The sequence below is a fragment of the Enterobacter sp. BNK-14 genome, from assembly GCF_047456095.1.
Taxonomy (GTDB): domain Bacteria; phylum Pseudomonadota; class Gammaproteobacteria; order Enterobacterales; family Enterobacteriaceae; genus Enterobacter; species Enterobacter kobei.
On record NZ_CP179897.1, the window covers coordinates 1,890,376 to 1,916,891 of the forward strand.

Consider the following 26,516-nt stretch of genomic DNA (forward strand, 5'->3'; position numbering starts at 1 on the left):
CCCGACTACTGGCTAACAGGGCAATGCAGACGCGTTATCTCACCGCGCCGCCCCAGAGGCGAAAAAAGTGTAACCGTGATGCTGACACATCCTGAGTGCGTTGTCTGCACCCGACTCACCTGCCAGCCTGCGGGCAGCGCAGTCGTTGAGAGCTGAGCCTGGTTCCAGGCATAATGCCAGAGCTGGCGGTACTGGTTAAACAGGGTAAACCGCGCCGCCAGTGCCCTGTGATAACCGGCCAGTGCGGTTACGATCATCACCAGCAGCATCATCGCCAGCAGAACCTCAACCATGCTAAATCCTTTCTCTTTGTTTACGGTAGCTGGCATAACGCGCGCTCCTTAAGGGGACAAAAATCACTCCAGCCGTGGGGTGAAAAGTGAATTTTACCGTCGATTATCTCTCCTGAGCGCCAGAGCAGCAGGTCATTGCCTCCGGCAATCAGCAGCACACTCGTCTCACTCAGCCGCCGTAAACACACTCGCCACGCTGATGCCTGTTTGCACTGCGCCAGAGGCTCCGATGACCAACGCTGAACGCGTCCCCACTCAAGCGCAGATTGCACCGCGGCCTGCTGCTGAAATGAACGGCTTTCTCCGCCAACGAGCGCACTAAACGTAGTGAGTTGCTGGTTGAGACCGGTGAGGATCAGGGTACCAAGCACCAGTAAAAGCAGAACCAGCGCCAGGGAAGACATACCACGTTGACGGTTCACAAGTTGTACCCCGTGACCGTATACACCGCCTGATAAGGCTTCCCCTGCTCGCCCTTGCGGATAGCGGCCAGTTCGATAGTGAACTCAGGCGCAAACCTGGCGTGTTCAACTTTTCTCACCATAAAGTGCGTGATCACCAGCCTGTCCGGATCCGTGAGCTTTTCCCATCCTTTGCCTTCACACGAGGTTGCACCACGCAGGGTTTCCAGTGCACCCGACTCCAGACGAAAACCGGTGCTGTCGTTTTCTGATGCACTGTTATCCCAGCTGCCGTTACTGTTGGCATCCCATCGCACAATGACACAGCTACCTTGCCTGCCCGTTAACAACCCTTGTCCCGGGCAGTTACCCGCACAGTAGCCTGCCCGCTGGAGCTGTTTGCCGAGGGAAAACAGTCTCTGCCAGACCTCCTCTTCCTGTTCTCGCTGGCCGGATTGCAGTAACACCGCTCGCTGCAAACCGGGTAAAAAGCGCGATGCGCCGATCAATAACAGGCTGCTGATGGCCGTAGCAATCAGAACTTCAGTAAGGGAAAATCCCTGCTGACGCTTCAACATTGTCCCCCCTGCGAGACCTGACACATCCTGATGCGCCCTCCATCTGAGACAATAATCAGCCACGCTCCTGCACGGCTTTGCACTCTTATCCGACCTGCCCATGCCGTATCCCTTAATCCATAGAACCCGAGTGACGGCGTTACCTCGCTGACCGCGACTTCTGGCCAGAGTGGAATCAGTGCAAAGGGGCTGCCCTGCTCACAGCCTTTTACGGCAGAACTCACCAGGCATGCCCTTTCCCCCACCTGCTGCAAGGTAATGCGGTGCTCGCGGTTGTACCGGTTGGCATGGTTGCGCAGAAACACCAGGTAGTCGCGCACCTGGCTGGCGGTTTGCCACAGCCGCTGCTGCCCCTGCCAACTGCTCCAGCCGTACAGGCCTGAGGCACTGAGAATGACGACCAGCGACACAGCCACCAGCGTTTCGATAAGCGTAAAACCGTTCTCTTTTTTCATACGGGGAGTGTGGCGATGCGCCGATAAAGTGGCGAGCAGCGAATTAACGTTTTACGAGGCGTTATCCAGGGGATTAAGCGAGTTGCAGCGCGTTGCACGCTTTCTGGATAACGCCTCGGGAAACGGGATAAAGACGAAAAAAAACCGGCGCTAAATAGCACCGGTTGTGTCACGCTTTACCGCATCAGATAGCGACGGGCGCTTTGATGCCAGGGTGCGGGTCGTAGCCCTCAATCTCAAAATCATCGAAGCGGTAGTCAAATATTGACGCCGGTTTGCGCTTGATGATGAGCTTCGGCAGCGCGCGCGGTTCGCGGGTCAGCTGGAGATGGGTCTGCTCCATATGGTTGCTGTAGAGATGGGTGTCCCCACCGGTCCAGACAAAATCCCCCACTTCCAGGTCACACTGCTGCGCCATCATATGGACTAACAGCGCATAGCTGGCAATGTTAAACGGCAGGCCGAGGAACACATCACAGGAACGCTGGTAGAGCTGGCAGGAGAGCTTTCCGTCAGCGACGTAGAACTGGAAGAACGCGTGGCACGGAGCCAGCGCCATTTTGTCCAGCTCGCCCACGTTCCAGGCGGAAACAATGATTCGGCGCGAGTCCGGATCGTTTTTCAGCTGGTTCATCACGGTGGTGATCTGGTCAATATGGCGGCCATCAGGCGTTGGCCATGCGCGCCACTGCTTGCCGTAAACCGGGCCCAGGTTGCCGTTTTCATCTGCCCATTCGTCCCAGATGGAGACGTTGTTTTCGTGCAGATACGCAACGTTGGTATCGCCTTGCAGGAACCAGAGTAGTTCATGAATGATCGAGCGCAGATGGCAGCGCTTAGTCGTCACCAGAGGGAAGCCTTCCTGTAAATTGAAGCGCATCTGGTGGCCAAAAATGGAGAGCGTACCGGTGCCGGTACGGTCGTTTTTCGGCGTGCCCTCATCGAGCACTTTTTTCATCAATTCAAGATACTGTTTCATGGTTCCTCAGGAAAGTTGTTGCTGTGGACGACGACGATACGCCCAAATCATCATAATGGCACCCGCGACAATCATCGGAATGGAGAGGATCTGCCCCATGCTGATGTACTGTACCCATTCACCGGTGAACTGTGCATCCGGCTGGCGGAAGAACTCAACAATGATGCGGAACGCGCCGTAGCCAATCAGGAACAGGCCGGAGACAGACCCCATCGGGCGCGGTTTGCGAATAAACAGGTTCAGGATGATGAACAGCACGACGCCTTCCAGCGCCAGCTCATAAAGCTGGGACATATGACGCGGCAGCACGCCGTAGGTATCGAAAATGGATTGCCACTCTGGATGCGACGGCAGCAACGCCATGTCTTCTGCACGCGAGCCGGGGAACAGCATGGTGAAAGAGACGCTCGGGTCAACACGCCCCCACAGCTCACCGTTGATAAAGTTGCCCAGACGGCCAGCCCCCAGCCCAAATGGGATCAGTGGTGCGATAAAATCTGATACCTGGAAGAAGTTGCGTTTGGTGCGTTTGGCAAAAATCACCATCACCAGGATCACCCCAATCAGGCCGCCGTGGAAGGACATGCCGCCGTCCCAGACGCGGAACAGGTAGAGGGGATCGTTCAGGAATACCGGGAGGTTATAGAACAGCACATACCCAATACGGCCACCGAGGAACACGCCGAGGAAGCCCGCGTACAGCAGGTTTTCCACTTCGTTTTTGGTCCAGCCGCTGCCAGGACGGCTGGCGCGACGACCAGCAAGCCACATGGCAAAAATGAAGCCCACCAGGTACATCAAACCGTACCAGTGAAGCGAAACAGGTCCTACTGAGAAAATGACCGGATCAAATTCCGGAAAATGCAGATAACCACTGTTCATCTGTCACCACAAGATGTTGTTATTCCGCTGAAAGTGGACAGCGGTAGAAATGCGATTCTGCCTTAAGCAGAGGCTCCAAAGTTGCGAATCATAGCATAAGGCGGGCGTGGAGGATGCGCCAGAGATGTAAAAGATGTGTATAGGGTTTTATCCGCACTGGTGCCCTCTCACCACAGGGAGAGGGAATAAGAGGATTAGCGGCCGCCGCGAATCAGGCCACCCATACCGCGTCGTTCCATAAACGCCGCCACCTGGTGCCGTACCTCCGCGGACAGCTGCGCTTCAAGACTGCGCTCAGCCAGCTCGCGAGCATCATTGATGTCGATATGTCGCAACAAATACTTCACGCGTGCGACGGCACGGCCGTTCATCGACAGGTGGCGATACCCCAGACCAATCAGGATCGCGACGCACATTGAATCCCCGGCCATTTCGCCGCACAGGCGTAAATCAATGCCGTACTGCTCCGCCTCACGGGCAATCATCGCTAACGCGCGAATGATCGCCGGATGCAGACTGTCGTAAATACTGGCGACGCGGGTGTTGTTACGATCGACGGCCAGAATATATTGCGTCAGGTCGTTCGTACCGACAGAGATAAAATCAACGCGGTTAGCCAGCTGCGGCAACATAAAGACCATCGACGGCACTTCGAGCATGACACCGATCCGTGGTTTAGGGATCGCATAGCCAATCATCTCTTCCACTTCCCGGCCAGCACGTTCGATCAGGCGCCGCGCTTCGTCGATCTCATCAATACTGGTCACCATCGGCAGTAAGATGCTGAGATTCCCCGTCGCCGCGTTGGCGCGCAGCATGGCGCGCACCTGGATCAGAAAGATCTCCGGCTGATCGAGCGTAATACGGATCCCGCGCCAGCCCAGGCATGGGTTCTCTTCGCTGATCGGCATATACGGCAGCTGTTTATCCGCCCCGACATCCAGGGTACGCAGGGTGACGGGCTTGTCGTTAAACATCTGCAACATGCCCTGATACTGCGCCACCTGCTCCTCTTCGGAGGGGAAACCACTTTGCAACATAAACGGGATTTCAGTGCGGTATAAACCGATGCCGTCGATGCGGCTGCCAAGCTTCTCCTCGTGTTCCGGGCTTAAGCCCGCGTTGAGCATGACTTTGATCCGCTCTCCGCTTTTGAGTTGCGCAGGCAGGTTAACGTCATCTTCCGCCAGCTTGCTTAATTCATTCTCTTCGCTGATGAGACGCTGATATTCCTGAAGCAGAACCGGCTCAGGATCGACCAGCAGTTCACCGCGGTAACCATCAACCACCAGCGTGCGTCGGTGCAGTACCGACGGCTGGATATCCGCCCCCATAACGGTAGGAATACCCAGCGCACGTACCATAATGGCGGCATGTGAGTTGGCGGCACCATCGCGCACCACGACGCCGGCCAGCCGGTCCTGAGGCAGTTCAGCCAGCGTGGTTGCCGAGAGTTCATCGGCAACCAGGACAAACCGTTTTGGCCAGGCATTTGGCCCTTGAATGGTGTCATCCAGATGGAACAGCAGACGTTGGCCCAGCGCGCGTAAATCTCCGGCGCGCTCCTTCAGATAACCGTCAGTTAATACTGCAAACTGTTCAGCAAACTTTTCGATAACCTTTTTAACGGCCCATTCTGCTACCGAACCTTTATCCACCTCGGCAAAAAGCTCACGACGCAAACGCGCGTCTGAGAGCAGGTGCGAATAGAGGTCAAAGATAGCCGCCGTCTCTTTTTGCGCACCCGCCGCAAAGCGTTTGCTGTAGCGACGAAATTCATTCGCCGCCTCTTCCAGGGCGGCGGTAAGACGCTCGCGCTCCAGCGCTTCATCAAGCGTGGAGGCTTCGTACACCTGCTCCATTAACGGCAGCGTGGCGTCCATCCAGCCTTCAGCAATCGCCACGCCTGGCGAGGCCGGAAGAGCACGGATACGCGTATGACGATACTGACCAAAAAGCGCAGCAAGCTGAGACTGTGAGAGGATCGCCGCCATCTGTGTGGCAAGCGTAACGAGGAATGACTCTTCGCTTTCATCGTACTGACGCAGCTCACGCTGCTGGACGACCAGAACGCCGAGCAGCTGACGACGCTGGATAATTGGCACACCAAGGAAAGCGCGGAAGCGCTCTTCTTTTACGGAAGGAATGTATTTAAAACTGGGGTGTTTTTGCGCATCGGCAAGGTTGATGGGTTCCGCCAGCCGTCCAACCAGACCGACAATCCCTTCATCGAATGCGAGCGTTACGGTTCGTCCCCGTGGTTTTTTCAAACCACGGGTCGCCATCAGGTAATAGCAGCGCCGATCGTGGTCGGCCAGATACACCGAACAGACCTCGGTCTCCATCGCAAGACAGATGTCAGTAACCAGAATATTCAACGCCTCGTTCAGACGCGGAGCACTGGCCACCTTCTCGACTATTTCTCGCAAGCGGGTGAGCATGATTTGCGTAGCTTAACCTCTTTTACGTCGCCAGGCAGGTGCGCTTTGCGGCTTAGGCGGGATCTCCTGAAGCTGCATAACCACACTTGCAAACTCTTTCATCACCCTACGGTAAACATCGCGTTTAAATGACACGACCTGACGAACAGGATACCAATAGCTTACCCAGCGCCAGCCATCGAACTCCGGCGTACTGCTGGTTTGCATATTGATGTCTGAATCGTTGCCCACCAACTGCAGAAGAAACCACTTCTGTTTCTGGCCGATACAAACCGGCTTTGTGTCCCAACGCACCAAACGTTTCGGTAACTTGTAACGCAACCAGTTGCGGGTCGAGGCCAGGATGCGAACATCTTTACGGCTTAAACCGACCTCTTCAAAAAGCTCCCGGTACATCGCTTGTTCTGGGGACTCTCCCGGATTAATCCCACCTTGCGGGAACTGCCAGGAGTGCTGACCATATCGCCTTGCCCACATGACCTGGCCCTGACGATTACAAATTACTATTCCTACGTTCGGGCGGTAGCCATCGTCATCAATCACCGGACTACCCCAATCTAAACCTTATATATGAATGATTGTTTCACACTACAGGGAGGCGGTAAACCACTCTCTTACAGGCCTGCAACCTAATAACATTTGAATAACTCACAAATAAGGGCAGAGTTATAAACAGAAGTGCAGCTGCGAAGGGAATTTTATTCACCTTTTCTGTGGATATAGTTGTGAAGAAGTGTCTGATTACCCATGAACAACCTGAATCACCGTCAGGCTCCCTTTTTTAATGAAATTATATAAGATTATTATTTTCATATAGTTAAGCATGAAACCATCAACAAAAAAGAGAATAGCGTGACGATCATCACATCAGGGATCATCGTGCTGATGAAAGATCGAACAGCGTCGGTTTTATCCACAGATTGTGCCAATAAGTTAAACACAATTTGTCTGAAATTTGGATTTTCGTCGCACGTCAAGGCTGTAAATTGAAACAGTAGTCAGGGTTATGCCCAGTTATCCCACTTTTCTGTGGATAACATGGTGTAAGATCCTGTTTATTGTCAGTGACAAGATTTGAACAACCCATTTTACGTTTCAGATCTGGTGCTAAATTTTCGATAAAAAAACCTATAAATCATAGACATGGAATATTGGTACAGAAAAAGTTAAACTCTATCCACAAGGGACAATTTCTTCGTTTATTTTTTAATCAAAAGGTTACCTTCATGCATCCGCTTACCCCCTTGCTCACACCGCCGTCAAGCGAGCGTCAGTTGCTGCAGCAGGCTCAGCGTCTGGCGGGTTTCTCGCTGGGCGAACTGGCGGCGATGGCAGGGCTTCCGATCCCGAAGGATCTGAAACGAGATAAAGGCTGGATCGGCATGCTGCTGGAACTGTGGCTGGGTGCCAGCGCCGGGAGCAAACCAGAGCAAGATTTTGCCGCCCTTGGCGTAGAGTTAAAAACCATTCCCATCGACAGCCAGGGCAAGCCTCTGGAGACCACGTTTGTCTGCGTTGCGCCTTTGACCGGTAATACCGGCGTGACGTGGGAGACCAGCCACGTGCGCCATAAGCTGAAGCGCGTGCTGTGGGTTCCGGTTGAAGGTGAACGTCAGATCCCACTGGCTGAGCGTCGCGTTGGCGCGCCGCTGCTCTGGAGCCCGGATGAAGAGGAAGAGCATCAGCTGCGTCTGGACTGGGAAGAGCTGATGGACATGATCGTGCTCGGGCAGGTGGAGCGCATCACCGCCCGACACGGAGAAGTGTTACAGCTGCGCCCAAAGGCGGCTAACAGCAAAGCGCTGACCGAGGCGATCGGCGCAATGGGCGAGCCGATACTGACGTTGCCGCGCGGTTTTTATCTCAAAAAGAATTTCACCGGCGCACTGCTTGCTCGTCATTTCTTACTAAAAACATAGTTTTTTACTTATTTTGCGAGCTAACAAACATAATCGCCTGGTTTTTAAGATTTTACTGCTTCTCCCTGTTTTCATAACGGGTTAATACTACACTATGATTTGATACGAGCCAGATGAGGACGATAACGATGAAAAAATGGGCGGTGTTAATTTCAGCAGTCGGGTTGGCGTTTGCTGTATCGGGCTGTAGCAGCGATTACGTTATGGCGACAAAAGATGGCCGGATGATCCTGACCGACGGCAAACCCGAAGTCGACGACGATACCGGTCTGGTCAGCTACCACGACCAGGCAGGCAATAAAATGCAGATCAATCGCGACGAAGTTTCGCAAATTATTGAGCGATAACAGTCAGAGGTCAGTAGCGTACTGGCCTTTTTGATTTTTTTCTTCCCCTTTTGCTTCCCCTCTGCCATGTTTATATTCCTTTGTCGGGAGGTTCCTGACGCGGTCTACATGTCTATTGAAGGAAGCCGGCTATGCATTATCACCGTATCCCCCACAGCGCTCTGGAGATAAGTCAACTGGGGTTGGGCACGATGACATTTGGTGAACAAAACAGCGAAGCCGATGCCCATGCACAACTCGATTATGCCGTCAGCCAGGGCATTAACCTGATTGATGTCGCAGAGATGTACCCTGTGCCGCCACGCCCTGAAACCCAGGGACTTACCGAAACCTACGTCGGTAACTGGCTGGCAAAACGCGGCAACCGTGAAAAGCTGGTTATCGCCTCGAAAGTCAGCGGCCCCTCGCGCAATAACGATGCCGGGATCCGCCCAAACCAAATCCTCGATCGCAAAAATATCCGCGCCGCGCTGGATGCCAGCCTGAAGCGCCTGCAAACCGACTATCTTGATCTGTACCAGGTCCACTGGCCACAGCGTCCAACCAACTGTTTCGGTAAGCTTGGCTACAGCTGGAATGAGAGCGCTCCCGCCGTTACGCTGCTGGAAACGCTGGAAGCGCTGACCGAATGCCAGCGCGCGGGGAAAATCCGCTACATTGGCGTGTCTAACGAAACGGCCTTTGGCGTGATGCGCTATCTGCACCTGGCGGATAAACACGATCTGCCGCGCATCGTCACCATTCAAAACCCCTACAGCATGCTTAACCGCAGCTACGAAGTTGGCCTGGCGGAAGTGACACAATATGAAGAGGTGGAACTGCTCGCCTATTCCTGCCTCGGTTTTGGCACGCTGACGGGGAAATACCTGAACGGCGCAAAACCGGCTGGGGCGCGTAATACCCTCTTTAGCCGCTTTACCCGCTACAGCGGCGAGCAGACACAGAAAGCCGTTGCGGCCTATGTGGATATCGCAAAGCGTCACGGTCTTGACCCCGCACAGATGGCGCTGGCCTTCGTGCGCCGTCAGCCGTTTGTGGCCAGTACTCTGCTGGGGGCTACCTCTCTGGAACAGCTGAAAACCAATATTGAGAGTTTCCATCTGGACCTGAGTGAAGAGGTATTAGCGGAGATTGAAGCGGTGCATCAGGTTTATACGTATCCTGCACCGTAATAAATGCAAAACGGCAACGCACGTTGCCGTTTTTAGTGTTCGCACCCTCTCCCGTGGGAGAGGGCCGGGGTGAGGGCATCAGACCGCATAAATCAACGGCGACGCTGCCAAAGCCATAATGCGGCAATCGCCAGCGCAAACAGCGCACCAAACCCGACGCCAATTCCCACCACTGGCACACCGACTTTCACCGCCAGCGAGTAGAGCCCCAGCATTAACAGCATCGCCAGGTTTTCACCCAGATTTTGCACCGCAATGGCATTTCCCGCCCCAACAGTCTGCTTGCCGCGCTCCTGCAGTAACGCGTTGAGCGGTACCACGAAGAAACCACCCAGAATACCAATCAGGATCAGTAGAGCATAAGCAGGCAATAACGCATGCTGTAGCGAGAAAAGGAGCACCGCGACGCCAATGAGGATCCCCGCAGGCATGCAGCGTGCCACCGTTTCGAGCGTCACCAGCTTCGCCGCCGCGCCCGCGCCAACAACAATGCCGATCGCCACCATCGCGTTAAGATAGGTCGGCGTCGCATTGTCGGTAATGCCCAGCGCCACCGGCACCCACAGCACCAGCAGGAAGCGCAGCGTGACGCCTGCGCCCCAGAACATACTGGTGCCCATCAGAGAGAAACGTGTTTCACCGTTACGCCAGAGCACGCGGCAGGCATTAAAGAAACTGCCGGTCATCGGTTTGAAGCGCCAGGATTGTCCCGGACGGGCTACCGGCAGCTTTGGAATGAACAGGTTAGCCACGACCGCACCGCCATACACCACCGCACAAACGCCCAGCGCCGCCAGGACATGCCAGTCGGCCAGTACACCGCCCGCGACGGAGCCGAGCAGGATAGCGGCGATAGTAGACGACTCCATCAGGCCGTTGGCTTTCACCAGCTTATCACCCGTGGTCAGCTCTCCGAGGATGCCATATTTCGCCGGTGAGTAGGCGGCAGCACCAATGCCCACCAGCGTGTAGCCAATAAACGGATTGAAACCAAAGCAAATGCTGGCGGCCCCCAGCAGCTTCAGACCGTTAGCAAACATCATCACCCGGCCTTTCGGGAAACTGTCCGCCACCTGCCCCACAAACGGCGCGAAGATAATGTAAGCGCCCACAAACACCATCTGCAGGATCGGCTGGCTCCAGTCAGGGTAAAACTCGGCCTTCAGCAGCGCCAGGGTGGCAAACAACAGCGCGTTATCGCCGAACGCAGAGAGAAACTGCGCAGCAATCACTGCCATCATGCCTTTTGACCTAAGCGATGTGTTAGTGTGCACTGACTCACGCATTTTGCTGTTCCGCCTCTTCAACCATGCCTTTCAGGGTCACAAAGTCAGGCTTACCGCTACCCAATACCGGAAGGTGTTTCAGGTAACGAATATCGCGCGGTACCGCCAGCTCGGGAATGCCATGCTCACGCGCATGGCTAAGTAACCTGTCGCGCTTCAGCTCACTGTCGGTGGTAAACAGGACCAGCGCCTCGCCTTTGCTGGCATCACTCTTCACCACCGTCGCGTGCATCTTATCCGCGGACACCGCCGTCGCCAGCTGTTCAACCATCTCCAGAGAGACCATTTCACCGGCGATTTTGGCGAAGCGTTTTGCACGCCCCTGAATCTGCACAAAGCCCTGCTCGTCGAAGCGAACGATATCACCGGTGTCGTACCAGCCGGTTTCAACCTCACCGTTCACGTTTTCCGCCGTTGGCGCTTCCAGCACGCCCGGGTTTTCCACGCGCAGGTAACCATTCATCACGTTTGGTCCTTTCAGCTGCAGGCGGCCACCGTCCTCAATGCCCGGTACCGCCAGCAGACGCGCATCCATTCCCGGCAGAATTCGGCCAACCGTACCCGGCTTCGCCGCCATCGGCACGTTGATGGAGACGACGGGTGCGCACTCCGTAACGCCATAGCCTTCAAGAATGCGCAGGCCAAACTTGTCCTGCCAGATCTGACGCGTGCTCTCCTGCAGTTTTTCCGCCCCCGCCACCACATAACGCACACGATAGAAATCATATGGATTAGCGAAACGCGCATAGTTACCCAGGAAGGTTGAGGTCCCAAACAGGACGGTGCAGTTACGGTCATACACCAGCTCCGGCACAATGCGGTAATGCAGCGGGCTGGGATAGAGGAACACTTCTGCGCCGGTCAGCAGCGGCGTAAACAGCCCCACCGTCAGACCAAAGGAGTGGAACAGCGGCAGCGCAGACATAAAACGGTCACTGGCGGTAAAGTCAGCAATGCTTTTGATCTGTTCAACGTTCGCGAGAATACTCTTGTGGCTGTGGACGACGCCTTTCGGGTTGCCTTCCGAACCGGAGGTAAAGAGGATAATCGCGTCATCTTCCGGCTGCTGTTTAACCTGTGCCAGATGGGGCATCAGCAGGTGAGCGAAAATCCACAGCTTGTCGCCCGTCGTCACGTCCGCCTTCAGATCTTCCAGGAAGACCCAGCGAACCTGAGTCAGCTGCTCCGGCAGATGCCACAGCTTGCCTTTATCCAGGAACTGGCGAGAGGTAAAAACGGTGTTGATTTGGGCCGCAGTGATGGCACTGGTCAGCCCTTTTACACCCGCCGTGTAGTTCATCATTGCCGGAATACGGCCGCGGGACACCGCACCAAAAATCACCGCTGCGCTGATGCCCGCGTTAGGCAGCATCAGGCCAATCTTTTCACCCTTCTTACTGTATTTTTCAAGAATGCGGCCCACAAACAGGGTCTTGGTCAGCAGTTTGCGATATGTGTCAGGCGTGAAATTGATGTCTTCAATACAGTTTTTCCTGGCACCATAGCGATACTGTGCCGAAAGCAGAGATTCATACAGCGTTTCGCGCGGACGAACGGCCATTCGCGCTTCCATCATAATCTGGTGCAGCATTTCTCCGGCAATTTTACGGCGATCGCGGGCACGCGGTGCATCGGGCATCGGTAACGACGTTGGCGGCAGAATATGCAGGGTAATTTTTGGGAACAGACGCTGCTTCACCAGCCCTTTCAGGCGGCTGAAGTGGCTCAGCTCTGCGCCTTCGATACGCAGTGGCACCACGGTCGCTTTTGACTTCGCCGCGACAAATCCCGCGCCGTCATAGATTTTCATTAGCGAGCCGGTCACTGAAATGCGCCCTTCCGGGAAAATGACCACCGGACGCCCCTGCTCAACCAGACGTACCAGATGTTTAATCATCATCGGTTTGGTGGGGTCGAGCGGCACGAAGTCAATCAGCGGCGTGAGCCAGCGCATATACCACTGCTGGCTGATGGAGGTATACACCGCAAACACCGGACGCACGGGCAAAAACAGCGCCAGCAGGATGCCATCGATAAAGGAAACATGATTTGGTGTGATGAGAACGCGTTCGCCGCGAAGCGCCTGGGCATCGCCAGTGACGCGGATGCGAAAAAGAATACGGAAAAGTGTACGGAAGAACCCAAATAGCATCTCAACTCCCTTTGCCAGACAGTGTGGAGGGTTGACAGTAAATGGTGGCAGATTACACGAGAAGTGGTATGGGAGCGACAGCAAAAGTGGGGGCAAAAAAAAACCTGCGCATCCGCGCAGGTTGGTGCAAGAGATGAGTACGAAAACGTACTAAGAATTCTCACCAATCAATACCTCTGGGATCTTGATTGTGGCCGTTGCCCCTGCGCTTCGCCAGCAGGAAAACGCAAGGGAATGAGCCGAAGTGCAACCAGGTGTGAATATTCTCTTTTGCTGTTACAGGTTGAACTATCAGGCAAAAAAAAACCTGCGTAAAAACGCAGGCTGGTGTAAGTCGTGTTAATCAACCGGAGTTGATTCCACCTATCAATACCTCTGGGATCTCGACTCTATCAACCTCTTTAACGTCATCGCCACCGGACAATCGCAACAGCCTGAGGCAAAGTGTAACCAAAGGTTCAGATTCACCGTCTTCAGACATGACTGCGCGTGTAACGATTACACGATCAGGGGTGTTCTGCGTCACGTTTGTAGTGAGGGGAAATCGGTGCCCCTTGAATGCACGCCACTTTTCCGCAACACTATTTGGTGTGTAAACGCTTACCCCTAATAAGAAGGTTATAAATGGCGACAATAAAGGATGTGGCTCGTCTGGCCGGTGTTTCGGTTGCCACCGTCTCCCGCGTGATTAATGATTCCCCCAAAGCCAGCGACGCATCACGCCAGGCGGTACAAAGCGCCATGGAAACCCTGAACTACCACCCCAACGCCAATGCTCGCGCGCTCGCCCAGCAGTCCACTGAAACCATTGGTCTGGTGGTGGGTGATGTATCCGACCCCTTTTTCGGCGCCATGGTGAAGGCGGTTGAACAGGTCTCTTATCAGACGGGTAACTTTTTACTGATCGGCAATGGCTATCATAATGAGCAAAAAGAGCGCCAGGCGATCGAACAGTTGATCCGCCACCGCTGCGCAGCTCTGGTGGTTCACGCCAAAATGATCCCGGATGCCGAACTGATTCACCTGATGAAGCAGATGCCCGGCATGGTCATCATCAACCGCATTATTCCTGGATTTGAAAAACGCTGCGTGGCTCTCGACGACCGCTACGGCGCCTGGCTTGCGACCCGTCATCTGATTCAACAGGGACATACGCGGATTGGCTATCTCTGTTCCAACCACCCTATTTCTGACGCAGAAGATCGTCTTCAGGGCTACTACGATGCCCTGCGCGAAAACGGTCTACCCTGTAATGACCGTCTGGTGGCCTATGGTGAACCGGATGAGAGCGGTGGCGAACAGGCTATGACGGAACTGCTGGGCCGCGGACGGAACTTCACGGCAGTGGCAAGCTATAACGACTCGATGGCCGCTGGCGCAATGGGGGTATTGAATGATAACGGAATTGAGGTCCCGGCAGAAATCTCGCTGATTGGCTTTGATGATGTGCTGGTCTCTCGCTATGTGCGCCCGCGCCTGACCACCGTGCGTTACCCTATCATCACGATGGCCACACAGGCTGCCGAGCTGGCGTTAGCGCTGGCCGAGCAACGCCAGCCACCGGAAATTACCCATCTCTTCAGCCCAACCTTAGTGCGCCGTCACTCCGTTGCGTCGCCTGCTGAAGCGCAAAGCGAATAACGGTACAGATGTACCGTTTTATCGGGATACTCCAGCCCATCGCCAATGTACTGCCAGCCGTAACGTTCATAGAAGTCACGGCAGGCAGACCAGAGATGGAGTTCGTCGTATCCGGCCTGTGCGGCAAAGGCGATAACGTGTTGCTGTAACTTACCTGCCAGTCCCTTACCGCGCGCCGCCTCATCAACGTAGAGCGCCGCCAGCCACGGACAGAGATCCTGTCGGGTAATCAAATCGCAGCGCCAGAGGCCCACCGTGCCGAGAAGCTGTTGGTCTTCTAAAGCGATAAACGTCAACGGCAGTGCCCCCGGCGCCTGGCTGTGCTCAACGATGCTGTGGAAAAATGCCCGTGGGAGCCCCTCGCCAAACGCCTGCCATATCCAGTCGGTAACCTGCTCCGCATACTGCGGGGCTTCATAAAGCGGGAGGATGACACTCTTTTTCACGTTTCACCTGGGTGTTCTTATTAATGGGCTAGCCTGACGCCTCCAGCCCGGTTTGTCGATTATTTTACCAGAGTCAGACTATTACGTTTTACTTCTGAGGGGCCAGGCGAATCGTTACCAAAAAGCGTGATCGTGGCCGAAGTTTTGCCCTTCCCGCATCGCTTATACGCCGTCAGGTCTGTGTTAAACTGCAGGGCATTACGTGGAAGCAGGAATGTAGAATGGCAACAATGCTGGATGTCTCACTGCGTGCGGGCGTGTCGAAGGCTACCGTCTCGCGCGTGCTGAACGGCACGGGTCAGGTTAAAGAGAGTACGCGTCAGCAGGTCTTTGCTGCGATGGAAGAGCTGGGCTACCGCCCCAACTTTCTCGCGCGCTCACTGGCTAACCAGACCAGCAACAGCATTGGTCTGGTCGTCTCCACCTTCGACGGCTTTTATTTTGGGCGCCTTCTGCAGCAGGCGTCGCGGCAGACCGAAACCCACGGCAAACAGTTGATCGTCACCGACGGTCACGACGCGCCGGAACAGGAAGAACAGGCAGTGCAAATGCTGGCCGATCGTCAGTGTGATGCCATTGTGCTTTACACGCGCTATATGAGCGAAAAGGCGATCATCAAACTGATGAATACCGTGCAAACGCCGCTGGTGGTCATCAACCGTGAAGTCAGTCAGGCTCCGGATCGCTGCGTGTTCTTCGAACAGCAGGATGCCGCATTTAAGGCGGTGGATTACCTGATCAATCAGGGCCATCGGGAGATCGCCTGTATTACCGTCCCTATCCACACGCCCACGGGTAAAGCGCGGCTGATGGGCTATCGCAAAGCGCTGGAAAAGCACGGTATTCGCCTGGACGAGCGTCGAATTAAGTACGGTGATGCCGGAATGACGAGAGGCTATGAGCTGTGCAAGGAGCTGATTGCCGACGGCGTGCCGTTTAGCGCCCTGTTTGCCTGTAACGATGATATGGCACTGGGTGCGTCCAAAGCGTTGCACCAGGCAGGACTCAAGATCCCGCAGGATATCTCCCTGTTCGGTTTTGACGATGCCCCAAGCGCGAAGTGGCTGGAGCCTGCGCTTTCATCGGTTTATCTGCCAATAGATAACATGATTATTACGGCCATCGATCAGGCGATCCGGCTGGCAAAAAACCAGCCGGTCGATGCGATCCCGCCGTTTACCGGCACGCTGGTATTACGCGATTCGGTCACCACCGGGCCGTACTTTACTCAGATGAGTTCTAAAGCCAGCAGTTCCTGAATGGTCTGACGACGACGGATCAACTGCGCTTTGCCGTTATCAAACAGTACTTCCGGCAGCAGCGGGCGACTGTTGTAGTTCGAGGACATCGACGCCCCGTACGCCCCGGTGTCGTGCAGCACCAGGTAATCGCCCGGCTTCACCTCTGGCAGCGCGCGGGTTTCCACTTTTCCACCTTCCTGCTGAGTGAATACGTCCCCCGATTCACACAGCGGGCCTGCGACAACCGTCTCGCGGCGCGGCGCATGCGTTAAATCGCGGCCATCAGCGGCCTGCGCGGTAATGTGATGATAGCTGCCGTACATCGATGGACGCATCAGGTCGTTAAAGCCCGCGTCAATCAATACGAAGTGGCGGGAGCCCATCTCTTTGACGCTGCGTACCTGCGCCACCAGCACACCGGCTTCGGCCACCAGGAAACGACCCGGCTCAATTTCCAGCTTCACGGCATGACCGAGATGGGCGGCGATTTGGTCACGCGCGGCGCTCCACAGGCCGTAATAGTGATCGGTGTCGATCGCCTCCTCTCCTTCGCGGTAAGGAATGGAAAGCCCGCCCCCGGCGGAGATCGCCTCAAGATCCTGGCCAAAATCGACAACCTGGCGCACCATCGCTCCGCAAACCTGCTCCAGATGGCCGTAATCCACGCCAGAGCCAATGTGCATGTGAATACCCACCAGCTTCAGGTTGTAACGCTGCAACACGTCAAGCGCGGCAGGCATGTCGGCATACCAGATGCCGTGCTTGCTGTTTTCGCCGCCGGTATTCGTTTTTTGGCTATGACCGTGACCGAAACCCGGATTCACACGCAGCCAGACGCGATGACCAGGTGAAACCTGACCCAGCTGCTCCAGCATATCCACCGAACCGGCATTCACCGGCACCTGCAGTTCATGCACGCGCGCCAGCGTGGCGTCGTCAATCAGATCCGCAGTAAAGACAATCGCGTCTGGATCGGTTTTCGGATCAAATCCGGCCGCCAGCGCACGTTCGATTTCACCCAGCGAGACAGAGTCAACCTTGACCCCCTGCTCACGCATCAGGCGCAGGATGTGAATATTGGAGCAGGCCTTCTGGGCAAAACGCACCACGTCAAACTGATGCAGGGCCGCGATCTTCTCGCGAACGATCTGCGCGTCGTAGACCCACACCGGGCAACCAAACTCGGCGGGCAGGCGCAGCAGATTTTCGGCATTTAAATCGGTATCAGTTTGATTGAGCGGGCGTGGCATGGTCTTCTCCGGATAAATTCATTTTTCATGATTACGCCACAGCGGAAGGAGAATAAAAAATATCGTTTTATCGTGAGTCTATGCAAAAATGATATGGACAGTTCTCTGCTTTCAGGTGCCCTATGCCCGCTGTGAATTTACGCCATATAGAGATTTTTCACGCTGTGATGACCACCGGCAATCTCACCGAAGCTGCGCAGATGCTGCATACGTCGCAGCCGACGGTCAGCCGCGAGCTGGCGCGCTTCGAAAAGGTACTGGAACTGAAACTGTTCGAGCGCACCCGAGGAAGACTTCACCCGACGGTGCAGGGGTTGCGCCTGTTTGAGGAAGTCCAGCGCTCCTGGTACGGGCTGGACAGAATTGTCAGTGCGGCGGAAAGTCTGCGCGAGTTTCGTCAGGGCGAGCTGTCGATTGTCTGTCTTCCGGTTTTCTCTCAGTCTTTTTTACCGACCCTGCTTCAGCCTTTTCTGGCCCGCTATCCGGAAGTCAATCTCACCATCGTGCCGCAGGAGTCCCCCCTGCTTGAAGAGTGGCTTTCAGCACAGCGTCATGATTTGGGCCTGACCGAAACGCTCTCCACGCCTGCGGGAACGGCACGCACGGAGTTACTTTCTTTAGATGAAGTGTGCGTTTTGCCCGCCGGGCACCGGCTCGCCGGTAAGACAGTGATTGCACCAGAGGATTTCCACGGGGAGAACTATATTAGCCTGTCGCAAACCGACAGCTACCGGCAGCTGCTGGATACGCTTTTTGCTGAGCATCAGGTGAAACGGCGGATGGTAGTGGAAACGCACAGCGCGGCGTCAATATGTGCAATGGTGCGGGCTGGCGTCGGCGTCGCGGTCGTTAACCCGCTCACGGCGCTGGATTATGCCGGGAGCGATATCGTGATTCGCCCGTTTAGCCTATCCGTTCCGTTCACCGTGAGCCTGATCCGCCCGCTACACCGTCCGGCCTCCGCGCTGGTGGACACATTCACCGAACACTTAATGGAGCACGCCCGCAAGGTGGCGCTTCGCTTACCTGAACGGCAAGACCCATTATGAGAGCATAAACTCCACGGCATCGGCGGCGTGAATGGCGGTAGTATCGAATACCGGAACCGGGCTTCGCTCTGCAGGCACCAGCAGGCCGATCTCCGTGCAGCCGAAGATCACCCCTTCAGCCCCCTGCTGCGCCAGCTTTTCAATCACGCTGACGTAATACGCCCGGGAAGGCTCGCTGAAGGTACCCAGGCACAGTTCTTCGAAGATAATCTGATTGAGGCGCGCCCGGTCTTTCTCATCCGGTATCAGGCTTTCGATGCCGAACTCGCTGTGCAAACGCCCGCGATAGAAATCCTGCTCCATGGTGTAGCGCGTGCCGAGCAATGCCACGCGCGACATCCCCGACGAGCGAATCGCACGTCCTGTGGCATCGGCGATGTGCAGGAATGGCAGCGAACAGCGTGCTTCAATGTGCGATGCGACTTTGTGCATCGTATTGGTACACAGCAGAATGCCCTGCGCCCCCGCACGCTCCAGCCCCAGCGCGGCATCCGCCAGTATTTCACCGGCTTTATCCCACTCTCCGCTCGACTGACAGGCTTCAATTTCATGGAAATCAACGCTGTGTAGCAGCAGACTCGCAGAATGCAGTCCGCCCAGACGCTGCTTTACCCCTTCGTTAATCAGGCGGTAATAAGGGATTGTCGATTCCCAGCTCATCCCACCTATCAGGCCGATCGTTTTCATTATCTCTCCTTATCTCTGGTATCTCTTTTAACACAACCGACGCCCATAAAAAAAGGCGCTGTATTCAGCGCCTTTTTAAACCCTGCGTTTATTGTGTCAACGGCTCTGACAGCGGATGACGGGAGAGCATAGCTTCACGCAGCAACACGCTACCGCAGGCAAAAAGCCCGCCCAGGAGTGCCGCCAGAATTACAATCAGAGGTTTGCCCGGACCGTCTTTTTTCACCGGCAAAGACGGAGAAAGCTGATACCTGAAGGGTTCAAGCTTAACGTCTGCAAAGGAGAGATTTTTCAGCTGCGCCAGATAGTATTCCCGGTTCTGGAAGTCCGCGTTCAGCTCCGTCACGTCTTTGAGATTTTTTTCAATCTGCAGCTTTTGCGCGATTCCGTCAGCACCGAGCGCAACGGAGTAATCCGGGTCATCTTTTACCGCCTGCCCGCTGCTGTAGACTGGCTTCTTAATGCCCGCGGCATTCGCCACTTCCAGCGAATAATTCAGCCGCTGCAGGTTAGTATTGTGAATATTGGTCAGACGCACACGGTCGAGCTTAAGCTGCTGCTCTACCTCATTCGTCCTCAGGGCGATCTGGTTACGGATATTTTGCACCGTCTCTTTTTCAACAACCGCCGCGATATAATTGATATATCCCTCCAGTACGGTTTGCGCATCACTGGCTTTCGGTGCCGTGAAGCTCAGTGTCCAGGAGACGTAAGGCACTTTATCCGCATCTTTTGCCTGCGCGTCATTCACCGCTTTCATTCTTTCCGCAATATTGACGACCGCACGGTGCAGTTCAAGCGCGTCAACCTCAACCTCTTCAAGCTGTGACATGACGTAAGGGGAAGAGGTCAAATACTCTTTGAGCAATGACTGCGACTGGAATTTTTTGATAAACAGGTCAAAGATTTCCGAACGTGTCACCTGCGCCTTCACATCAAGAACCTGCAGCGCAACCATCATCTGGCGCAGCGGGTTCCACTGCGTCTGCTCTGCCGGGGTGATCACCGCTTTACTGGTCCATTTTTGCGGCAACATAAACGCAATAGCCAGACCTGCCAGCGCAAAGATAAAGACGATGGTGACGATGCGTTTTTTCGCGGCCAGCAGAACATCTAACAGACCCAGAAGGTCGATCTCTTTTGGAGAGATTGCGGGGGTAGCATATGAGGGAAAATCGAGATCCGTATTTTTTTTGAAATCCATTGCTGACATAGCCGTTCTTCTGTTGCGATTGCAGTAAAGTTCTGCCTGGTGAGTTCAGTTTTCAGATAATACTAGGAAATAAGAATAATCTGAACGCAAGAATTGGCTGTGTGTGTGCTTGCTATCAAAGTTGGTAGTTATTTACGACATTGCTCTTGTTAATTATCGAGCTAAAAAAAAAAGCCGGGTGGCGCTAGCGCTTACCCGGCCTACATTTTGCCCACGCAGGCCCAGTAAGCATAGGGCCCCGGTATTCACATTACACGCCGATATTACGCAGTTTTTCCCCGGCCATCAGTTTGCGTTCGATATGTTCCAGCGTCACACCTTTGGTTTCCGGAATCAGCCAGAAGGTCACGCCAATAAACGCCACGTTCAGCACCGTGTAGAGCCAGAAGGTTCCCGCAGCGCCAATGGCATCCAGCAGCGTCAGGAAGGTCGCACCAATGATCATGTTCGACACCCAGTTGGTGGTGGTGGAACAGGTGATCCCAAAGTCACGGCATTTGAGCGGCTGAATTTCGGAGCACAGGATCCACACCACAGGTGCGGCGCTCATCGCGTAACCGGCAATACACATCATGGTCATCCCGACAGAAAGCCAGGAAAGACCGCTTGAGGCCGTGCCGTTATCAAACTGCATCAGGCAGTAGCCGAGGATCAGCGTACCGAGAGCCATCACGCTAAAGCCAATTTTCAGCGCCGGTTTACGCCCGGCTTTATCGACGGTAAATACCGCAATAAAAGTGGCGAACATAAAGGTGAGCCCCACCACCAGCGTGGCAATCATCTGCTGCTCAGTGGTGGTAAAACCGGCCATTTTGAAGATGCGTGGCGCGTAGTACATGATGATGTTCATCCCGGTGAACTGCTGCATCGCCTGCAGCAACATGCCGAGGAACACCGCGCGGCGCACGTTGCGGTTGATCTTAAACAGCGCCCAGCCCCCCTGCTTTAGCTTCAGGCTTTCGCGGATTTCGTTCAGCTCTTCACGCGCTTTTTCAGAAGTATCGCGCAGCATCCGCAGCACCTCTTCCGCCTCGACGTGACGCCCTTTTTGCGCCAGCCAGCGCGGGCTGTTAGGCAGGAAGATTACTAATACAATCAGCACCACCGCAGGCAGCGCCAGCACGCCGAGCATGGCGCGCCAGTTGCCGCTGTAGCTGAAGTACGTATCGGACAGGAACGCCAGCACGATGCCCAGCGTCACCATCAGCTGATACATACTGATCATCTTGCCGCGCACATTCTCACTTGCCATCTCAGAGAGATAAAGCGGTGCCGTGTAGGAGGCGATCCCCACTGCCACGCCGAGCAGCACGCGGGAAAGCAGCAGCACCTCTACGTTGGTCGCAAATGCAGAGCCAATTGACCCCGCAACAAACAGGACGGCGCCGACCATCAGGCTGTATTTGCGCCCGAGGCGGAACGAAAGCCAGCCGTTAAACAGCGCACCGATAGCCGCACCAAGCATCATGCTGCTCACCACCCACTCCTGCAGGCGATTACTCAACGTAAAATGATCGGTAATAAACGGCAGCGCCCCGGCGATGACGCCGATATCCAGGCCGAACAGCAAACCCGCTACAGCTGCCGCAATGGAGACAAACTGGTTCATGCGTCGGGTATCGCGCAGCGCAGCGGGCATCAGGGTAGAGTCATTGATAGATGTCATATTTTTCCTGCCTCAACAGCAAAATTTGTTAAGTGAAATTACGAGAAAGCGCGGAAAAGTGTCAGGCTGGAATTCGCGAAGATATGGATGATTTCGCTATGGCATAGCGATCTGTGATGGACATTACAATTTCAACTAATCCTGAATAATCACAATATTTTACTAATGCGTTAATTTTTCAGGAATAAAAGTGTGATAGCGGTCATTTATCATTTTTCAGTATGGATTTTTCGTGTTTATCGATATGGATTTTGACAATTTTTAAGCAAAAAAAACCTCCGCTGAAGGGCAGAGGTTTTGTCAGAAGCGACGTTATCGTGCCAGCCAGCCGCCATCCACCGCAATGGTATAACCATTGATGTAGTCCGAGGCTGAGGAGGCCAGAAACACAACCGGCCCCATCAGGTCACTCGGCAGACCCCAGCGCCCGGCCGGGATACGCTCCAGAATGGCCGCACTGCGTTCTTCGTCCGCACGCAGCTGCTGGGTGTTATTGGTGGCCATGTAGCCCGGGGCAATCGCGTTGACGTTGATATTGTGCTGCGCCCACTCGTTCGCCAGCAGACGGGTCACACCCATCACCGCGCTTTTTGACGCCGTATAAGACGGCACGCGGATGCCGCCCTGGAAGGAGAGCATCGAGGCGATGTTAATGATCTTGCCGCCTTTTCCCTGCGCGATGAAGTGCTTTGCCGCCGCCTGAGACATAAAGAATACGCTCTTAATATTCAGGTTCATGACGTCGTCCCAGTCAGTCTCGCTGAAATTAATCGCGTCTTCACGACGGATCAGACCCGCGTTGTTGACCAGAATATCAATATGGCCCCATTCCGCCACCGCGCGCTCAAGCAGTTGCGGAATGCCGTCAATTTTACGCAGGTCGGCGGTCAGGCTAAGAAAACGACGCCCCAGCGCAGTCACGCGCTCAATCGTTTCTGTGGGTTCAACGATATTAATCCCGACGATGTCACAACCCGCTTCCGCCAGACCTAACGCCATCCCCTGACCCAGGCCGGTGTCGCAACCGGAAACCACCGCCACTTTGCCCTGCAGAGAAAATGCATCCAGAATCATGTTAGTTCCTTACTCTTCAGCGCCTGTCACCAACAGGCAGATAGATACTTAACTGCCCGCGACTAGCGCAGATCCTTAACAGCAACGTGGTCCATGTCATCGAAGACCTGATTTTCGCCGACCATACCCCAGATGAAGGTATAGGCTTTGGTCCCTACGCCAGAGTGAATAGACCAGCTTGGTGAAATCACCGCCTGCTCGTTATGCATGACGATATGGCGCGTCTCCTGCGGCTGCCCCATCATGTGGAACACGCAGGCATCGTCGTCCATGTTGAAGTAGAAGTAGACTTCCATGCGGCGTTCATGGGTATGGCACGGCATGGTATTCCACAGGTTGCCCGGAGCCAGTTCAGTCAGCCCCATGCTGAGCTGGCAGGTTTCCAGCACATCCGGAACGAAATATTTATTGATGGTGCGACGGTTGCTGGTGAGGTTATCGCCCAGCGTTACGGGTGCTGCGTCCTCAGGCGTCACTTTTTTTGTCGGGTATGAGGTATGCGCAGGGGCGCAGTTATAGTAAAACTTCGCGGGCTTACCGCCGTCGATGCTGGCAAAGACCACCTCTTTCGCCCCTTTACCGACGTACAGCGCATCGCGGTGACCAATCTCGAAGCACTGGCCGTCCACGGTAATCGTGCCCGGCCCGCCGATATTAATCACCCCCAGCTCACGACGCTCCAGAAAATAGCTCACGCCCAGCTGTTTACCCACTTCCCCGCCCACGGAGACGGTTTTTGCCACCGGCATAATGCCGCCGACAATAATGCGGTCGATATGGCTGTAGACCATGGTGTATTTGTCGGCCTCGAACACCTGCTCAACTAAAAACTCACTGCGCAGCCCCTGCGTATCCAGCGTTTTGGCGTGCGCATTGTGAATGCTTTGTCTGACGTCCACGGTAACCTCCAGATGTGGTCATGCCCAAAAGAAGAAAATAAACGAAACAACGTTCCGTTTTCATGATGAACACATACTATCGGCATAAAATAGGCTTTTCAATTAAATTCAAAACAACGTTTCATTTTTTATTTTGTTTATAACGAAAATGACACCCGGATCACGGTTAAGAGGCATGGGAATGAAGGGAGGATAAAAAAAACCTCCCGGAGGAGGTTTCATTAATCAGGAAAGATTAGCGTTCGATTGCCAGCGCCACCCCTTGCCCGCCGCCTATACAGAGGGTTGCTATCCCTTTGCGGGCATTGCGTTTTTTCATTTCGTGGACCAGTGAAACCAGTATCCGGCAACCGGACGCCCCGATGGGGTGCCCCAGCGCAATGGCCCCACCGTTTACGTTGACCCGCAGCGGATCCCACTCCAGCATTTTGCCGACCGAGATCGCCTGCGCGGCAAACGCTTCGTTCACTTCAATCAGATCCACATCAGAGAGTTGCCACCCTGCGCGATCAAGACAGCGACGGGTAGCGTAGACGGGTGCGATCCCCATCAGTGCCGGATCAACACCCACGCTGGCAAAAGCCTTGATGCGGGCCAGGACAGGGAGATCCAGCTCCAGGGCTTTACTTTCACTCATCATCATAACGGCTGCGGCGCCGTCGTTAATGGAAGAGGCATTGCCCGCCGTGACCGAGCCCTGGGTTTCAAACGCAGGATTGAGTCTTGCCAGGCCTTCAGCACTGGCGTCAGTGCGCGGCTGTTCGTCAGTATCCACGACAACCACCTCGCCGTTCTGACGCTGCGTACTGACCGGGACAATCTCGTCGCGAAAACGACCAGAATCAATCGCAGCACGCGCCTTTTGCTGGGAACTGAGCGCGTAAGCATCCTGCAATTCACGGCTGATGCCGTACTCGCGCGCCAGGTTTTCCGCCGTCACGCCCATATGATAGTCATTGAACGCATCCCACAGCCCGTCATGCACCAGGCTGTCGAGCAACTGACTGTTACCTAACTGCGCGCCGGTACGACTGTCGGTGAGAACGTGCGGCGCACGGCTCATATTCTCTTGTCCGCCAGCAATAACCACATCCGCTTCACCGCATTGAATGGCTTGCGTAGCGAGATGAAGCGCTTTGAGTCCTGAACCACAGACGTCGTTGATGGTGATGGCGGATACGGTGTTGGGCAGACCGCCTTTCAGGGCCGCCTGGCGCGCAGGGTTTTGCCCGGCTCCGGCAGTGAGAACCTGCCCCAGGATCACCTCATCAATTTCGTGTGCGGCGACTCCGCTACGTTCCACCAGCGCTTTGACCACCACGCTGCCCAGGTCAACCGCCGAGTGACGCGCGAGCGCTCCCTGAAAACAGCCGATAGCTGTACGCAACGCACCCACTATGACGACATCTTTCATCACGACCTCTGTGTTAAATGACATGACGATAGTAGAGGATTGTTACTGGCAATTATCTTAATTGTTTAAAAATAGTGAGTTTAATCACAAGGATTAACGGACATCCTGCAGATACTGCCGCAGCCAGCTTCCGGCAACGCCGGGAGGGGATCGTTTATTCCACAGCAGATCGATGCCGATCGCCCTTGGCCAGCCAGGCACATTGAGCTGAACCAGGGATTTCGCGGCGGCAAATTCATCCACCAGCGCGCACGGCAACACGCACCAGCCGAATCCCTGCACTGCCATACTCAAGAGTAACAGGTAATTCGGTGCTGACCAGACGGGTCCTCGCGCAATTTCAGCCTCGCGTTCCAGATAGGTGCTAAGCCGCAGTTCGCGCCAGCCGTGCAGCTCGTCACTCTGCACTTCGGGTTGGCCCGCCAGGGGGTGCGTGGTCGCAACATAAATTGCCATACGGGTCTGCATCGGCAGGCGGGTAACGCCAATATCGGTGGGGTAACTGTCCCGCGCTTCCGTCAGCCCTACCTGCGCTCGCGCCTTTTGCAGCAGATCGATCACATCCTCTTCCTCGCCAATCAGACATTCGAACGCCGTATGGGGAAAGCGAGCGTCAAACTGCTTCATCATCTCTTCCAGCACGTCCGGGTTCAGGGTATCGGAAAGGACAAATGTCAGACGCGCCTCCGTTTGTGCCGTTAGCGACACCGCCAGTTCATCCAGCCGCGTGCTGGCGGCAAGGATGGCCTGCACATAACCCAGCACCTGTTCACCCTGAGCCGTTAACACCGGCTGACGCGCCGAGCGGTCAAACAGCTCAAAACCGAGATCGGCTTCAAGATGGGCAATGGAGGTGCTGATCGTCGACTGACTTTTACGCAGCCGACGTGCGGCAGCAGAGAAAGAGCCAGCCGCAACGGCCTCAACAAACGCGGTAAGGGCTTCAGGTGAATAGCGCATAATCTATCTACTTTATCGATGGATACCATCTTTAATATATCAGCTTTAACGATAAAAATAGGCCGCATCAC

At 54.9% G+C, this 26,516-nt stretch carries 25 protein-coding genes and 1 pseudogene; 7 read left to right on the plus strand and 19 right to left on the minus strand.

Annotated elements, in window-relative coordinates:
• Positions 1–5: 5 nt before the first annotated feature.
• The 8 genes from ACMGGM_RS08985 to rppH form a co-directional block, all read right to left on the minus strand.
• Complete coding sequence (locus ACMGGM_RS08985; protein WP_023331216.1) at positions 6–329, minus strand: prepilin-type N-terminal cleavage/methylation domain-containing protein; 324 nt, start codon at positions 327–329, stop codon at positions 6–8.
• Entirely contained in the window at positions 314–715 is a 402-nt protein-coding gene (locus ACMGGM_RS08990; RefSeq protein WP_032629471.1) for a DUF2509 family protein, read from the minus strand. The genes ACMGGM_RS08985 and ACMGGM_RS08990 overlap by 16 nt, the downstream gene beginning before the upstream one ends.
• Positions 712–1,272 (minus strand): prepilin peptidase-dependent protein, encoded by a 561-nt coding sequence (locus ACMGGM_RS08995; protein WP_045134121.1) that lies wholly within the window; start codon positions 1,270–1,272, stop codon positions 712–714. Before ACMGGM_RS08995 ends, ACMGGM_RS08990 begins: the two co-directional genes overlap by 4 nt.
• Entirely contained in the window at positions 1,266–1,727 is a 462-nt protein-coding gene (locus tag ACMGGM_RS09000) for a prepilin peptidase-dependent protein (protein ID WP_045134120.1), read from the minus strand. The genes ACMGGM_RS08995 and ACMGGM_RS09000 overlap by 7 nt, the downstream gene beginning before the upstream one ends.
• A gap of 184 nt (positions 1,728–1,911) precedes the next feature.
• Complete coding sequence (thyA, locus tag ACMGGM_RS09005) at positions 1,912–2,706, minus strand: thymidylate synthase (protein ID WP_014885081.1); 795 nt, start codon at positions 2,704–2,706, stop codon at positions 1,912–1,914.
• Positions 2,707–2,712: 6 nt separating this feature from the next.
• A complete protein-coding gene (gene lgt / locus ACMGGM_RS09010; protein WP_014885082.1) occupies positions 2,713–3,588 on the minus strand; it encodes a prolipoprotein diacylglyceryl transferase in 876 nt (291 codons plus the stop codon).
• A gap of 194 nt (positions 3,589–3,782) precedes the next feature.
• A complete protein-coding gene (gene ptsP, locus ACMGGM_RS09015; RefSeq protein ID WP_014885083.1) occupies positions 3,783–6,029 on the minus strand; it encodes a phosphoenolpyruvate--protein phosphotransferase in 2,247 nt (748 codons plus the stop codon).
• A 12-nt stretch (positions 6,030–6,041) separates the two neighbouring features.
• On the minus strand, positions 6,042–6,572 hold the full coding sequence (rppH, locus tag ACMGGM_RS09020; protein ID WP_013098553.1) for an RNA pyrophosphohydrolase: 531 nt from the start codon (positions 6,570–6,572) through the stop codon (positions 6,042–6,044).
• A gap of 463 nt (positions 6,573–7,035) precedes the next feature.
• Between rppH and ACMGGM_RS09025 the strand changes: the two are divergent.
• The 4 genes and pseudogenes from ACMGGM_RS09025 to ACMGGM_RS09040 all read left to right on the plus strand — a co-directional run.
• Positions 7,036–7,101: pseudogene (locus tag ACMGGM_RS09025) on the plus strand (hypothetical protein); the annotation flags it as partial.
• 154 nt (positions 7,102–7,255) lie between these two features.
• Complete coding sequence (mutH, locus tag ACMGGM_RS09030; protein WP_014885084.1) at positions 7,256–7,948, plus strand: DNA mismatch repair endonuclease MutH; 693 nt, start codon at positions 7,256–7,258, stop codon at positions 7,946–7,948.
• Between the two features lie 128 nt (positions 7,949–8,076).
• A complete protein-coding gene (locus ACMGGM_RS09035) occupies positions 8,077–8,295 on the plus strand; it encodes a YgdI/YgdR family lipoprotein (RefSeq protein WP_014885085.1) in 219 nt (72 codons plus the stop codon).
• Between the two features lie 131 nt (positions 8,296–8,426).
• The gene (locus ACMGGM_RS09040) at positions 8,427–9,467 is read left to right on the plus strand and encodes an NADP(H)-dependent aldo-keto reductase (RefSeq protein WP_023331221.1); all 1,041 of its coding nucleotides are present in this window, start codon (positions 8,427–8,429) and stop codon (positions 9,465–9,467) included.
• Positions 9,468–9,559: 92 nt separating this feature from the next.
• Here the strand turns inward: ACMGGM_RS09040 and lplT are convergent, their stop codons facing one another.
• Together lplT and aas are read right to left on the minus strand one after the other, a co-directional pair.
• Positions 9,560–10,753, minus strand: a complete 1,194-nt coding sequence (gene lplT, locus ACMGGM_RS09045; RefSeq protein ID WP_023331222.1) for a lysophospholipid transporter LplT — start codon at positions 10,751–10,753, stop codon at positions 9,560–9,562.
• Complete coding sequence (gene aas, locus ACMGGM_RS09050; RefSeq protein ID WP_023331223.1) at positions 10,746–12,905, minus strand: bifunctional acyl-ACP--phospholipid O-acyltransferase/long-chain-fatty-acid--ACP ligase; 2,160 nt, start codon at positions 12,903–12,905, stop codon at positions 10,746–10,748. Before aas ends, lplT begins: the two co-directional genes overlap by 8 nt.
• A gap of 624 nt (positions 12,906–13,529) precedes the next feature.
• Between aas and galR the strand changes: the two genes are divergently transcribed.
• Entirely contained in the window at positions 13,530–14,546 is a 1,017-nt protein-coding gene (galR, locus tag ACMGGM_RS09055; RefSeq protein ID WP_014885089.1) for an HTH-type transcriptional regulator GalR, read from the plus strand.
• Here galR and ACMGGM_RS09060 read toward each other — a convergent pair.
• On the minus strand, positions 14,507–14,992 hold the full coding sequence (locus ACMGGM_RS09060) for a GNAT family N-acetyltransferase (protein ID WP_014885090.1): 486 nt from the start codon (positions 14,990–14,992) through the stop codon (positions 14,507–14,509). The two genes, galR and ACMGGM_RS09060, sit on opposite strands and share 40 nt — an antisense overlap.
• A gap of 221 nt (positions 14,993–15,213) precedes the next feature.
• Here ACMGGM_RS09060 and ACMGGM_RS09065 point away from each other — a divergent pair, with 221 nt between their 5' ends.
• Positions 15,214–16,251: a LacI family DNA-binding transcriptional regulator gene (locus tag ACMGGM_RS09065; protein ID WP_014885091.1), complete on the plus strand. Its 1,038-nt coding sequence runs from the start codon at positions 15,214–15,216 to the stop codon at positions 16,249–16,251.
• On the opposite strand, the gene lysA is transcribed toward ACMGGM_RS09065, so the two are convergent.
• Entirely contained in the window at positions 16,221–17,483 is a 1,263-nt protein-coding gene (lysA, locus tag ACMGGM_RS09070) for a diaminopimelate decarboxylase (protein WP_032635649.1), read from the minus strand. The two genes, ACMGGM_RS09065 and lysA, sit on opposite strands and share 31 nt — an antisense overlap.
• A 122-nt stretch (positions 17,484–17,605) precedes the next feature.
• Between lysA and ACMGGM_RS09075 the strand changes: the two genes are divergently transcribed.
• Entirely contained in the window at positions 17,606–18,532 is a 927-nt protein-coding gene (locus ACMGGM_RS09075) for a LysR family transcriptional regulator (RefSeq protein ID WP_032635648.1), read from the plus strand.
• Here ACMGGM_RS09075 and ACMGGM_RS09080 read toward each other — a convergent pair.
• The 7 genes from ACMGGM_RS09080 to ACMGGM_RS09110 form a co-directional block, all read right to left on the minus strand.
• The gene (locus ACMGGM_RS09080; RefSeq protein ID WP_032635646.1) at positions 18,527–19,219 is read right to left on the minus strand and encodes an aspartate/glutamate racemase; all 693 of its coding nucleotides are present in this window, start codon (positions 19,217–19,219) and stop codon (positions 18,527–18,529) included. The genes ACMGGM_RS09075 and ACMGGM_RS09080 overlap by 6 nt on opposite strands.
• An 88-nt stretch (positions 19,220–19,307) precedes the next feature.
• Complete coding sequence (gene wzz(fepE) / locus ACMGGM_RS09085; RefSeq protein ID WP_045134118.1) at positions 19,308–20,432, minus strand: LPS O-antigen length regulator Wzz(fepE); 1,125 nt, start codon at positions 20,430–20,432, stop codon at positions 19,308–19,310.
• A gap of 250 nt (positions 20,433–20,682) precedes the next feature.
• Positions 20,683–22,098: a sugar porter family MFS transporter gene (locus ACMGGM_RS09090; RefSeq protein WP_045134117.1), complete on the minus strand. Its 1,416-nt coding sequence runs from the start codon at positions 22,096–22,098 to the stop codon at positions 20,683–20,685.
• A gap of 312 nt (positions 22,099–22,410) precedes the next feature.
• The gene (gene kduD / locus ACMGGM_RS09095) at positions 22,411–23,172 is read right to left on the minus strand and encodes a 2-dehydro-3-deoxy-D-gluconate 5-dehydrogenase KduD (protein ID WP_014885097.1); all 762 of its coding nucleotides are present in this window, start codon (positions 23,170–23,172) and stop codon (positions 22,411–22,413) included.
• Between the two features lie 62 nt (positions 23,173–23,234).
• Complete coding sequence (kduI, locus tag ACMGGM_RS09100) at positions 23,235–24,071, minus strand: 5-dehydro-4-deoxy-D-glucuronate isomerase (protein WP_032635642.1); 837 nt, start codon at positions 24,069–24,071, stop codon at positions 23,235–23,237.
• A gap of 235 nt (positions 24,072–24,306) precedes the next feature.
• On the minus strand, positions 24,307–25,485 hold the full coding sequence (locus ACMGGM_RS09105; protein ID WP_014885099.1) for an acetyl-CoA C-acetyltransferase: 1,179 nt from the start codon (positions 25,483–25,485) through the stop codon (positions 24,307–24,309).
• Between the two features lie 93 nt (positions 25,486–25,578).
• Complete coding sequence (locus ACMGGM_RS09110; protein WP_014885100.1) at positions 25,579–26,445, minus strand: LysR family transcriptional regulator; 867 nt, start codon at positions 26,443–26,445, stop codon at positions 25,579–25,581.
• Between the last annotated feature and the right edge of the window lie 71 nt (positions 26,446–26,516).